Origin of the sequence: Chryseobacterium sp. GVT01B (assembly GCF_019970045.1) — a bacterium.
GTDB lineage: Bacteria > Bacteroidota > Bacteroidia > Flavobacteriales > Weeksellaceae > Chryseobacterium.
Window position 1 is genome coordinate 65,712 of sequence record NZ_JAHXYI010000001.1, and the last position, 13,265, is coordinate 78,976.

At 36.9% G+C, this 13,265-nt stretch carries 11 protein-coding genes; 7 read left to right on the top strand and 4 right to left on the bottom strand.

The genetic code is table 11. The annotated features are described in order from the left end of the window. The first annotated feature begins 11 nt into the window (after nucleotides 1-11). The 5 genes from LC457_RS00270 (at nucleotide 12) to LC457_RS00290 (ending at nucleotide 8,267) form a co-directional block, all read left to right on the top strand. Complete coding sequence (locus LC457_RS00270; RefSeq protein WP_223598117.1) at nucleotides 12-2,837, top strand: TonB-dependent receptor; 2,826 nt, start codon at nucleotides 12-14, stop codon at nucleotides 2,835-2,837. 9 nt (nucleotides 2,838-2,846) lie between these two features. Then, complete coding sequence (locus LC457_RS00275) at nucleotides 2,847-4,157, top strand: DUF5690 family protein (RefSeq protein WP_223598118.1); 1,311 nt, start codon at nucleotides 2,847-2,849, stop codon at nucleotides 4,155-4,157. An 11-nt stretch (nucleotides 4,158-4,168) separates the two neighbouring features. Beyond that, nucleotides 4,169-5,323 (top strand): TIGR03364 family FAD-dependent oxidoreductase, encoded by a 1,155-nt coding sequence (locus LC457_RS00280; RefSeq protein ID WP_223598119.1) that lies wholly within the window; start codon nucleotides 4,169-4,171, stop codon nucleotides 5,321-5,323. Nucleotides 5,324-5,330: 7 nt separating this feature from the next. Then, nucleotides 5,331-5,999: an HAD-IA family hydrolase gene (locus LC457_RS00285; protein WP_223598120.1), complete on the top strand. Its 669-nt coding sequence runs from the start codon at nucleotides 5,331-5,333 to the stop codon at nucleotides 5,997-5,999. A gap of 414 nt (nucleotides 6,000-6,413) precedes the next feature. Then, nucleotides 6,414-8,267 (top strand): alkaline phosphatase family protein, encoded by a 1,854-nt coding sequence (locus tag LC457_RS00290; protein WP_223598121.1) that lies wholly within the window; start codon nucleotides 6,414-6,416, stop codon nucleotides 8,265-8,267. A 73-nt stretch (nucleotides 8,268-8,340) separates the two neighbouring features. Here LC457_RS00290 and LC457_RS00295 read toward each other — a convergent pair whose 3' ends face one another. Genes LC457_RS00295 through LC457_RS00305 form a run of 3 tightly spaced genes read right to left on the bottom strand, consistent with a single transcriptional unit; the run spans nucleotide 8,341 to nucleotide 10,666 of the window. Continuing rightward, complete coding sequence (locus LC457_RS00295; protein WP_223598122.1) at nucleotides 8,341-8,826, bottom strand: GNAT family N-acetyltransferase; 486 nt, start codon at nucleotides 8,824-8,826, stop codon at nucleotides 8,341-8,343. 11 nt (nucleotides 8,827-8,837) lie between these two features. Beyond that, nucleotides 8,838-10,256, bottom strand: coding sequence for a PLP-dependent aminotransferase family protein (locus LC457_RS00300; RefSeq protein WP_223598123.1), 1,419 nt, complete (start codon nucleotides 10,254-10,256; stop codon nucleotides 8,838-8,840). 41 nt (nucleotides 10,257-10,297) lie between these two features. Then, complete coding sequence (locus LC457_RS00305) at nucleotides 10,298-10,666, bottom strand: hypothetical protein (RefSeq protein ID WP_223598124.1); 369 nt, start codon at nucleotides 10,664-10,666, stop codon at nucleotides 10,298-10,300. A gap of 205 nt (nucleotides 10,667-10,871) precedes the next feature. On the opposite strand from LC457_RS00305, the gene LC457_RS00310 reads away from it, so the two are divergent. Next, nucleotides 10,872-11,492 (top strand): helix-turn-helix domain-containing protein, encoded by a 621-nt coding sequence (locus tag LC457_RS00310; RefSeq protein ID WP_223598125.1) that lies wholly within the window; start codon nucleotides 10,872-10,874, stop codon nucleotides 11,490-11,492. 205 nt (nucleotides 11,493-11,697) lie between these two features. Then, nucleotides 11,698-12,444, top strand: a complete 747-nt coding sequence (locus tag LC457_RS00315) for a ThiF family adenylyltransferase (protein WP_223598126.1) — start codon at nucleotides 11,698-11,700, stop codon at nucleotides 12,442-12,444. Nucleotides 12,445-12,456: 12 nt separating this feature from the next. Here LC457_RS00315 and LC457_RS00320 read toward each other — a convergent pair whose 3' ends face one another. After that, on the bottom strand, nucleotides 12,457-13,215 hold the full coding sequence (locus LC457_RS00320) for a response regulator transcription factor (RefSeq protein ID WP_223598127.1): 759 nt from the start codon (nucleotides 13,213-13,215) through the stop codon (nucleotides 12,457-12,459). Between the last annotated feature and the right edge of the window lie 50 nt (nucleotides 13,216-13,265).

The window sequence follows — 13,265 nt, forward strand, 5'->3', positions numbered from 1 at the left end:
TATATGTAAAAATGAAAACAAATTTAGAGAAATTACTTACCCTTGTTTTTGTCTGTTTCATTGTATTTGTTTCAGCGCAGAAACAGTTAATTATAGGAACTGTTCTTGACGACAGCCAGCCTCTTCCCGGGGCCACAGTCAAAATAAAAGGCTTATCCAGAAATATAACAACTGATATTGAAGGAAAATTTGCCATCAATGATATCAAAGAAGGCCAATACACTTTACAAATAAGCTATATAGGTTATGAATCTACAGATATTACTATTGACCTGAAACCGGAACAAACAGTTGATTTAGGAATCATCAAACTTTCCCAGCCCCGAAAAAACATCGATGAAGTAGTGGTTACCGGAACGTTGAAAAATACAGAAGCAAGAGCTTTAAACCTTCAAAAAAATGCCATCAATATTACCAACGTAATCGCCTCAGATGGGATTGGGAAATTACCGGACAGAAATGCAGCAGAGACGGTACAGCGCGTACAGGGAGTTTCTATTGAAAGAGACCAGGGTGAAGGAAGATTTGTTTCCCTGAGAGGACTTCCGCCATTCTGGGCGTCTACAACCATCAATGGAAACAGACTTCCAACGGCTGAGGAAGAAACAACTTCCAGAGCTACAGCTTTCGACTTCTTTCCTACGGAACTGATCTCGTATGTACATGTAAACAAGTCTTTTACCCCTGATATGGAAGCAGACGGAATTGGTGGCGGGGTAAACTTTATCACCAAGACTCCGCCAATGAAGACAGAATTCAAAGCAACAATTGGAAGCGGATATAATGCAAAAGCTGACAAAGGCGTTTACAACCTTGGCTTCTTGTATGGAGGAAGAACAAAAGATAAGAAATTCGGGTATTTATTCAATTTCGCTCATTTCATAAGAAACTGGTCTACAGATAATTTCGAGGCAAGAAGAAGTGGAGACGAAGGTGTTTTCAGACTGGAACTCCGTGATTATAACGGGGTAAGAAAGACAACCGGGATCAATACAGCCTTTGAATATGTATTATCTCCAAAAACCACTTTCTATTTAAAAGGAATGTATGGTACATTGTCGGATGACGAAACCCATTACAAACATAGAATTCGATTTGATAAGTTCAGCAGTGCCAATAATACAACAAGAGTTGAACTTCAGAACATCCACAATTTACTGATCACAGAGCTTACTTCGGTTTCTTTGGGAGCGGTTCATCAATTAAATAAAGGAAAAATCGACTGGGATTTATCTTATTATGACAACAAATTCAAGTATGGGAATATTCCTGATAAACAGAACAATTCTTACTATGTCATCAAGTATATCCAATCTGGTGTAGAGATCAATCCTGATTATATTTCCAATCATGGAAATGGCCCAAGAGCTTACTGGAAAGCGGATGGTGGAAAACTAGATTATAAAAATCCGGATGCATTATTCGGCTTTTACAGTGATCCGAACTTTAAAATGGATGCTTCGCAGATGAGATTTACAGATCTTGAATTTTATAAAGTTTTTGTAGAGGAAAAGGATAAAATCGTTGCAGCATTCAACCATGAGATTAATGCTTCTGATAAACTGACTTTAAAGTATGGTTTTAAATACAGAGATAAAGAACGTAATGCAAAGTTCTCTGATATTTTCTACAACTGGAGCAACGGAACAGCCCCGCTTCTGTCTGAGTTTTCACCATATATAACGACACAGCCCAACGGACCGAAATATTTAAGTGAAATGAACGCTCACATCGGGAATACTTTCGGGCCGGTACTTTCCACCAATGGAATGAATCAGTTCTGGTACGATAATCAGGGAAATCTAAAAATTAATACTGCTGATTCTGAAGCACTGGAATATAATAAAGCATTAGGAAGAAACTTTGATGTGTTTGAAAAACATGCAGATGCTTATGGGATGGCAACGTATAAACTGAATGATAAGATCATCATTTTAGGAGGAATCAGATTATCAAATACCAATACCAAAGTAAGAGGATACAGCGTAAATGATAATGTGCTGACTCCTGTAGAAAATACCAAAAACTATCTGGCCGTTCTTCCGATGATTCATTTGAAATATACTTTAAACGATAAAGCCAACCTTCGTTTTGCAGCGACAAGAACTTTCTCAAGACCTAATTTCGGAGATCTTACGCCGGGAGGAACTTATATTGAAGCAGACAACGAGTTCAAAGGAGGAAACCCCAACCTTAATCCTACCTATTCTTTGAATTTTGACCTGATGGGAGAATATTATTTCTCCAACGTAGGGATTTTAAGTGGAGGAGTTTTCTATAAATCTATTACAGATCCTATTTTCCAGGATTCTTTTATCGGAAATTATAATGGAAACAACGGAGTACAGTTTACCGCGCCAAATAACGGAAAAGCAGCATGGTTGGGAGGTATTGAACTGGGAATCAACAAGAGATTTGATTTTCTTCCAGGATTTTTACAGTACTTCGGAGTACAATTGAATGCTACATTCATGACTTCTGAAATGGAAAAACCAAGCGGAAGAACGGTTGCTCTTCCCTATCAGGCAAAGGAATTGTATAACGCACAGCTTTTCTTTGAGAAAAAAGGATTCAATGCCAGACTGGCTTACAATTATAAAGGGAAATATGCTGTAGAATACGCTGAGGAAGACATCAATGATTCTTATTACGGTAAATACAGTAATCTTGACTTCGGAGGTTCTTATCAGTTTACAAAATATCTGACTTTGTATGCGGATGTGAACAATATCCTGAACAAACCTCTGATCTATCACTTCGGTAAAAACGAAGACCGTCCTGAACAGGTAGAATATTACGGAGTACGATTCAATCTTGGAGTAAAACTGAACTTCTAAACCATTATCATGGCCAGAGTAATCAATAAAAAAACATTAGTAACACTGAAGGCCGCTTTTGCTGCTTTTGGTGTTTACTTCTGCATGTACGGCTTCAGAAAGCCTTTTACTGTAGCTTCTTTCGAGGGACTTTCCTATTTTGGAGTAGATTATAAGATTCTGATTATCATTGCACAGGCTGTAGGATATTTTATCTCCAAATTCATTGGAATCAAATTTATCTCGGAGTTGAAACCTCAGAAAAGAATCGCTTATCTCTTTACTTTCATTGCTATTGCAGAACTTGCGTTGTTGGGATTTGCTGCCGTTCCTGCACCTTACAATATTCTATTTATGTTTATCAACGGGATTCCGTTGGGAATGATCTGGGGAATTGTTTTCTCTTATATTGAAGGACGTAAAACCACAGAAATCATTGGTCTTTTTCTATGTTCAAGCTTTGTGGTTTCTTCAGGATTTACAAAGTCGGCAGGGAAATTTTTAATGGATACATTATCAATTTCCGAATTCTGGATGCCGTTTTCTGCCGGACTTATCTTTATTATTCCATTGATTCTTTTCGGACTGCTTCTTGAAAGAACTCCCCAGCCTTCAGACGAAGATATTTTGCTTAAAAACAAAAGGCAGCCATTGAATGGTTCGGAAAGAAAAGCACTGATCCAGCAGTTTTTTGTTCCGATTGTGTGTATCATATTTCTGTATATCAGCTTAACGGTTTTAAGGGATTTCAGAGATAATTTCAACCGGGAAATCTGGGACGGATTGCATTTTAGTTTCGACAGTTCTATTTTTACCTTAACGGAGATTCCGATTGCGGTGATGGTTCTTTTGATCTTAAGTTTTATGGTGAAAGTGAAAAATAACAAAAAAGCATTTGCCTACTATCATTATATTCTTCTCGCAGGAATTCTTACCGTAGGCCTTTCTACTTATCTTTTTCAGCAGGGTTCTTTGTCTCCTTTTTTATGGATGACGGTTTCAGGTTTTGGAATGTATATTTGCTATATTCCTTTTAACGGAATTTATTTTGACCGGATGATTGCCGCTTTTGAGATCAAAGGAAATGTAGGTTTTCTGATCTATATTGTAGATTCATTCGGGTATCTGGGAAGTGTTCTGATTCTTTTATATAAAAACTTTGGCTCTGCCCAGACTTCATGGTTACATTTTTATATCAACTTAAATTATATCATCACCGTTACGGTTTTTATTCTTTCGGTGATTGCTTTTCTGGCTTTCAGGAATAAATCAAAGCCGAAATCAAACTTAAACTCAAATTCTAATCAATTCATCAATTTCGATACGTCGAAAATTTTATAATATATAATACAATGACAACAAAATTTGATTTACTCGTTGTAGGAGGTGGAATTTTAGGAACATTCCATGCTTATCATGCGCTGAAGAAAAATCTTAAGGTAGCTATACTGGAAAGAAATTCTGTTCCTCAAGGCGCTACTGTAAGGAATTTCGGACAGGTAGTACCTTCCGGAATGGATTTGAAATGGCAGAATTTCGGAAGAGAAAGCCTTGCCATCTATCATGAACTTCACACCCAGGCAGACCTTACCATCAGACAAAACGGATCTGTATATATCGCTTCCAATGACGAGGAACTTCAGCTGATTGAAGAACTTTATGAAATCAACAGAAACAATGATTATGAATCTGTTTTATTATCAAAAAATGACTGTATCAAGAAATATGACGGTCTTCGTTCAGATTATTGCAAAGGAGGTTTGTTTTTCCCTCAGGAACTTTCAGTAGATTCTGCAGACATGATTGTAAAACTTCATAAACTGCTTCAGGAAAAGATGGGATTGCAGATTTTCTATAACACCACAGTTCTTGAAACCCTTGAAGATGATCAGAAATGTACTGCAGTAGCTGCCGACGGAGCAGTATTCAACGCTTCGAAAATCATTATCTGCGGCGGACATGAGTTCAAAACTTTATATCCTAAAATATTCAATGACAGTGATCTGGAGGTGAGTAAACTTCAGATGCTTCAGACTAAACCACAGGGGATTTATTCGCTTCAGGGAAATATTCTTACGGGGCTTTCTGTGAGAAGATATGAATCATTCAGTGAGTGCCCTTCTTTCCAGAAAATCAAAGCTTTAGAAGACCCAAATTCTTTTGAAAAGAAATACGGAGTACATATTTTATTCAAACAGGCTCTGGATGGTTCTGTCATCATCGGAGATTCCCATGAATATGCAGATGCTAAAAATGCGGATGATCTTGGGTATGATCTTAATATGGAGATTGACGAATTTATGATTCTTGAAGCTAAGAAAATCATTGATTTGCCCACGTATGAAATCCAGAGAAGGTGGTTCGGAATTTATTCCCAATGCAAAACCAAAGATATTTTTGAGCACAGCCCATCTGCGAATATTCATATTGTAACGGGTATCGGAGGAAAAGGAATGACGGGAAGCGGTGGCTTCTCCAAGTTTAATATTGAAAAAATTTACGCCTAAAATTTAAATGAAAAATATAGAATTATTAGTTCTGGATATGGCCGGAACAACAATTGATGAGGACAATGTAGTATACAAAACACTTACCAGCGCTGTGAATGATTATGGCTATGTTGTAAGCCTTGAAAAAGTATTATCCAGCTGTGCCGGAATGGAAAAACTGGAAGCTATTACAAGTCTTCTAAAGGAAATCAATGGAAATGAAGAAGATGCTCATGTAATTTTTGAAAATTTCTCAGTTCAGCTTAAAGAATCTTACAAAAATCTTGACGTAAAACCCATCAACGGAACGGAAGATTTCCTGCTCAGCATGAAGTCTCAGAACAAAAAGATTGTTTTAAATACCGGATATACTTCTGAAATCGCTCATCAGCTTTTGAATAAACTCAACTGGAAAGAAAGCATTCATTTTGATGCTTTGATTACTGCTGATGATGTTTCGGAAAGCCGTCCAAGCCCTGAAATGATCCTTCTTGCGATGAAAAAATTCAATATCACTGAAGCGCATAAGGTTTTAAAGGCAGGAGATTCTGTCATTGATGTTGAAGAGGGTAAAAATGCAGGCTGCGGGCTGACGATTGCTGTACTTTCGGGAGCTCAAAGCAAGGCAGAACTTGAAAAGGCCTCCCCTGATTATATTCTGAATACCATTTCGGAGGCTGAAGATCTTCTTTAAATACCTCTTTTTCAAACTATTTTTTAGTACTTCTTGGCACAAACGTTTTCATGGATATTTCTATTGAGAATGTTTGTGTTTTTTACCACCCCGTCAAAAATTCTTTGAATTTTCGACACCCCTCCGGAGGAGGGGAATATCGTACGTTTGATTGACTATTTATGAAAATCCGAGATTTCCGAATCCTTTATGAACTTTGTATTCTCAAAGTTTATCACTTAAAATAAACAGGATTTTATTCGCGTTTGTGACTTTTGTGGTTAAACATTTCATCCTTCCTTTTCAGAACTTTTTAATTATCAATTAATTAACTTTCAGTTCATGAATTTTTACAAATAGTAAACTAATTTTACAATAGTTAAAAATAAATTACTATTTGTAAACTTTTCTACTTTCAAAAAACTCTTTTTCCCTATGAAAACAAAACTATTCTCAATGGCTGTTGCAATGAGCTGCTTTCTTGGAGCTCAGACAAAAAAAGTCCTTTTTATCGGAATTGACGGATGTCGTGCAGACGTAATGATGTCTACACCTACGCCCAACATTCAAAACCTCATCAGCCAGTCAATCTATTCTGTTGACGGCCTTTGCGCCGCCACTACCTGGAGCGGAAACGGCTGGAGTACGATGCTTACCGGAGTATGGCACACCAAACACAATGTTCAGGACAATAATTTTACAAGCCCTAACTACGCCAATTACCCCGATTTTATAACAAGAGCGGAAACTTACAATCCGAATTTGAGAACTATTTCCCTGGCCCACTGGGCACCAATCAATGATAAAATCATACAGAATGCGGATGTAAAGACTAATCTGGCAACAGATCTTGCAGTAAAAAATGCTGCTGTAATGGCTTTGCAGAATGATAATCCTGATATTCTCTTTGTAGATTTTGATGATGTAGACCACGCAGGACATTCTTATGGATTCTCATCAAGTGTTCCTCAGTATGTTTCTTCTATTAAAACTACCGACACTTATATAGGAGAGATTGTCGCAGCAATGAAAAACAGGCCTTCTTATAACAACGAAGATTGGTTGGTCGTTTTGACTACAGATCATGGAGCGGTAGACAGTTCTCATGGTGGCGGAAACCTTTCTGAAAGAAATATTTTTACAGTGTATTCCAATCCGGGATTTACTCCTCAGCAGATCAGTAAAACGGTGCTGGAATCAAATAAAACCTTTAATCAGTTGAATTTTCCGGCAGGAACGTATGCAAAACCAGTAAACCAGACTCCTTTTAATTTTGGAGCGAATCAGGATTTTACTGTTGAATTTTGGGTAAAGCCTAATGCATCTTATTCCAGTGATCCGGTGATGATCAGTAATAAAAACTGGGCTAACGGGAAAAATAAAGGATTTGTTTTCTCAGGATATTCCGGGCAGACTTTCAAGATGAATATTGGTGACGGAACGAACAGAATTGATCTTGTGGGCGGAAAAGTGGAAACCAATAAATGGAAACATATTGCTGCAAGCTTTGACAGAGATGGCCTTGTAACTTTATATGAAGATGGTGTTCCGGTAACTTTTGCTAAAATGAATACCATCGGAAATATTGATTCCGGGCTTCCTTTAACTTTAAATCAGGATGGAACGAATGCTTATGGGATTAATCTCGCGGCCTCTTATAAAGATGTAAGAATATGGAAATCTGCGCTTCCAAATGATGTGATTGTGAATTGGGCAAATCAGGATATTACATCTTCGCATCCTTATTATTCTCAACTAATAGCCAATTGGAAATGTAATGGAACTTCAGGAAATACATTGACGGATTCAAGTCCAAATGCAAATAACATGGCCATTATCGGTTCTCCGACGTATAATGCCAATACTGTCAACAATTTTAAAGTGTTTGATTATACCTCTACAACAAGAGAAACAGATCACTTCCCTACTGTATTGAACTGGCTTTGTATTCCGGTACAGTCTTCATGGGGAATTGATGGAACCAACAGAATTCCGGCATGTTCCAAAGAAATATTATCAGCAAAAGAGACGAAGGTAACCGTTGAGGATTTTAAAATCTATCCGAACCCTGTTTCAGCTTTCATCGGAATCCAGTACAAGTCTGAGGATAAAGAAATTAAAGCAGAAATCATTGATAGTAAGGGATCAATTGTTTCCGCTACATCTCTACAGTCTTCAAGAGGATATTACGATGAAAAAATCAATATCGGAAATCTTCCTTCAGGAGTATATTTTATTAAAATCAACGGAAGCAAAAAGTCACTGACCAAGACTTTCATCAAGAAATAAAACAGTAAAGCAATTAGATTTAAATTTGATATTAGAACAAGGATATTCCTATCCGAGTTCTAATATTTTTTTGTTATATGTCCAGATTCAATTCCATCTGTACATCTACACGGTCATATCCGGCATCTACAATGGGAACATGTTTAAACCCCAGCTTTTCATAAAGTTTTATCGCAGGAACAAGAACAGAATTTGTTTCCAGGACTACTTTTTCAGCATGCAGGTTTTTTGCCAGATCTACTAATGCTGTTCCCAGCAAATACCCTATTTTTTTACCCTGAGCTTTAGGACTTACCGCCATCTTTGACAGCTCAAAAGTAAGAGGGTTATCCTTTCTTTTCACCAATGCACAAGTTCCAACCGCTTCATTATTTAACAGCGCAAAAACAATATGCCCTTCTTTATTTAAAATATGTTCTTCCGGATTATCCAGCAGTTTATAATCACTGGCTTCCATTACAAAAAATGTTTTGATCCACTCTTCATTCAAAGCCTTGAAAGCTTCTTTATACTGAGGTTCATAGGTTACGATTTTTACTTCATTATTATTATCATTCATCGCTATAGGGTTTATTTAATTCTGTTTTTTATCATTTTTCCCAGTTTTTCAAGGTCACTTTCCACTCTATCTGTCCATTCCAGTGCATAGTTCAAACGCATGCAGTTCTGATACTGGTTATATTGTGAAAACATTCTTCCGGGTGCAAAGGTTATTTTCTGTTCAAAAGCCACATCATAAAGATCTTCTGTACAAATTCTCTTGTCCAGTTCCAGCCAGAGCATGAAACCGCCTTTTGGTTCTGAGATCTTGGTATTGTCCGGAAAATACTCAATCACGGATTTCTGAATCTGAAGATAATTGGCGTAGAGTTTTTTCCTGAACATTCTCAGATGATGATCGTACCGTCCATGGGCAAGAAAATCTGAGATTACATCTGAAAATAATGACGGACTGGAAACGGTCTGCACGAGTTTCTGACGGATAATTCTGTCTTTAAACTTTCCCGGAGCTACCCACCCTGTCCTAAAACCGGGAGCTAATGTTTTGGAAACGGATCCCACCCACATTACAATTCCTGCTTCATCATAAAATTTACAGGGTTTTGGTCTTCCTGCTCCAAAATAAATATTTCCATAGACATCATCTTCAATCAGCGGAACATTTTGTTCAGTAAGCATTTTTACCAATTCTTTTTTGTTCTCATCAGGCATCTGAAATCCTAACGGATTGTTATAATTGACCACAAAACAGCATGCAGAAAGTTTTGGGAGTACTTTTTTTAAAGCATCCAGATCCACTCCTGTAATAGGATGAGTAGGAATTTCTACTGCTTTCAATCCTAATAAATGAATGGCCTGAAGGATTCCAAAATAGACCGGACTTTCCACCGCTACACAATCTCCCGGTTTGGTAACTGCCATCAGACAATTATATACTCCATTCATGGCTCCGGACGTAATCACCAGGTCATCTTCTGTAATTTTGCCTTCCATTACCATCGCCCATTTGGCAATTTCACGCCGAAGCTGTTCACTTCCCTGCACCGATTCGTAATTGACTCCGCTGTCACTTTTCCTCTTCACTACATCAATCATGCATTTTTTCATCTTGGCTACCGGAAGAAGGCTTTTCCCGGGAATTCCAAGAGCAAACTGCGTTACATCCGTACCGGCAATCGTTCCGAATACTTTATCAAAAAGATCCTGAGGGGTATTTTTCCCTTCCGAAAGCTTCATTTGGGCTACAGAAGGCAGAGCAAGTTTCCGCTGGGAAGTCTGGCTTACATAATATCCGTATTTAGGGCGTGATTCTACCAGAGACCTGCTTTCAAGTTCCATATAAGCCTGTTTGACGGTATTCAGGCTTACGTTGTATAGTTTTTGGGCACTTCTCAGTGAGGGCAGCCTGTCTCCAAACTGGAGGGTTTCACTTTTGATCTGCTCTGTGACAGAGTTGGCTATTTTAAGGTACAGAACATCTTTCGGCATTGCATTACGGTTTTAAGTAAATGTACAATTTTCTCATGGCTTTATTCAAGATTCAGCCAGCCGGTCATACGCTTTATACTGCTTTTCAGTTGTTCCGGATTCCTGAAATTAGGGGTATTATTATTTTTAAAATATCTTTCAGTATTAGAAAAAAAGTTTCTCTTTTCAGCTTCTGACATTCTGTTTTTATCATATATTCTAAAAGAGATTTCATTCTTTTCATTCACAATAAGACTGGCAAAAGCAACGGTCTCAATTTTCTTTTTCACCAACATAAAAGGGAGTCCGAAATTGGAGTCTACTTTCTTTGCTTCCTTCATTTGTAGGAAAATCTTTTTCAGTTCCGGCATATCCGAAATATAAGCTTCGGCATACTGAATCTGTTCCTGACGTTGAACTATTGTTTCCATAAGTACTCTTCTTGCTTAACAAAATTATGGAGTCTTTGAGTTTGGATACAGATACAGAACTATACAATATTGCGGGTACAGATTATATTGTAATGGATGGAATTTTTTATGACAATAGAAGTTTGCACAGTATATTTTGGATTGCAAATATTTTTATCAATCGTTTATACTACATTCTTTATATTTGCAAAAAATTTTAGACAACATGAGCTTCTTTGGAAGTAATATTAAGAAAATAAGACAATTAAAAGGTCTAAGCCAAAAAGCTTTTGCAGACTTGTTTGATTTAAACAGAGGGGTGATAAGCTCTTATGAGGAAGGACGTGCAGAACCAAAAATCGAAACAATACTGAAAGTTGCCAATCATTTCAATCTTAATCTTGATAAATTTCTGACAGAAACCCTACAGGCAGATCAATTGGGAGGTGTTTCAAATACGGATCAACTTATGCTTTTCCCGGAATTTTCTATCCGGAATCAACAGGAAGTAATAACGGAAAGTAATAGCTCTAATGTATCAGTTTTGCAAAAAATATTAGCATCCGTTGATTTAATCTATGAATTTACTACAGAAAAGCATCTATTACCACAATATCAATACGGAGATATTATCTTTCTAAATAAAACCAATCTGAACACAGATCCTATTCATAAAGTACTGGTTTACACAAATGAAAACATTTATTATATAACTGATAATCAAACAATAAACGAAAATATTCAGGAATACTATAAGATTGTGGGATATGTTTCAACGGCTAACAAGAATATCTTCACGGGTATTTTTGAAAGACTGGAAAATCTTGAGAATAAATTCAAAAGTTGATGGGTTATATGGTATGTAACCTTTAATAAGTTTTCTAATTGTTTTTAATCACCATCTATTGAATAATAAAATATTGTGATTCATATAAATCCTATATTTTATCTATGTTTTGCATGCTTTTATTTTGATTCTCAGACTCAAAACTAAACCATCGTGTAGTCAAAATTAGGAGGCATAAACCTATTTTTGTATTAAAATAACAGCAATGGAAGCAAAATATTCTCGAAACAGGTTATACGTACAGGAAGAAGAGCAAAAAGCAATTAAGAATTTTTCTATTCTCCTTGCAGGAAGTGGTATAGGCAGCAATATTGCAGAATGTGCGCTTCGTTTTGGTTTTGAAAATATTACCATTGTGGATGGTGATACTATTGAACAGTCTAATCTGAACCGGCAAAACTACACCCATCAGGATATTTCTTCCTACAAAGCAGAAACATTATACCATCGGCTGAAAAGCATTAATCCAAAGGCCAATATCCGGTATCGGAGCGAATTTATCACACCGGATAACGTTCATGAAATCATTGGTGATCATGATATTGCTATCAACGCCCTGGATTTTTCAAGTAATATTCCTGTGGTATTTGACAGAATATGCCAGGAAAAAGGAATGCATGTTCTGCATCCTTATAATCTCGGGTGGGGAGGTTTAGTGGCAGTAATAGAACCTAATGGGCTTGCACTTGACATCCTTTCTGATGATAATTTCAATGAGCTCAAAATGGTAGAATACATCGCCGGTTATCTGCGATTTTGGAGAACTCCCAATGAGTGGCTTGAAAATATTATAGACGATTATAAGAAGGAAAAAGAAAATCTTCCTCCTCCCCAATTGGCCATTGCTTCATGGATCGTTGCGGGAATGTGTACACACGTAATGTTCAAAATAGCCACCGGAAAACCCCATAAAACTTTCCCACAGTTTTATATGAATGCGATTTCCGAATAGCTACCTGTGCGTTTAAATCAACTTGTAATTTGTCGCATAGGATAATGCTTCAGTAATATTACTTACGCCCATTTTATCAAATAGCTTTCTTCTGTGGAATTTTACCGTATCACCTGTTACGTAAATCTTATCTGCAATTTCATTGATGGTAAGTCCCTGGGCATATAATCTTAATATCTCGGCTTCTCTTTCTGAGAGCTTCACTTTTTCCTCTTTTATCCATCTGTTGTCTTTCAGATCATAGTTCCAGATTTCATCTGTTCCCTGCTTTACAATAGAAATATTTCCGGATGCATGGTTGTGGGACAATGATACAATACACATGGCCTTCCACATTTTACCCTCTGAAGATAAGAAAAGAGGAGTGAGCTTGTGGTTGATAAGGATGGTATTTTTACTTTCATTGACTAAATGAAAATCATAAGAAATTGTATAGAGCTTTCGCTCATGTACGGGCAGATTCTCATAGAATTCAAATCCTACTTCATTGATTTTAAACAGCAAATCCAGGTCTTCTTTTTTCACATGCCTGAAATAGAAGGCATAGCCCATTGTTTCTACCTCTTTGGGAGTATGATCACAAAGGAATAAAGGATTATCCGAGACATATTCAAAATTCTGTTTCTGATAATCTATAACATACAAACTCATATAAGTGATCCTGGCAAATGCTTTAATCACTTCAAGATAATCAGAGGTCTGGTTATTCTCTGATTCTGAGATTGTATCAATACTGTTTTTATTTGAAAAGAATTTTCCAATCTCTTCCATAGTTAAGTTTTTAAGGTACAGTTTTTAGGTTACTACACTTTAGTGTAGAC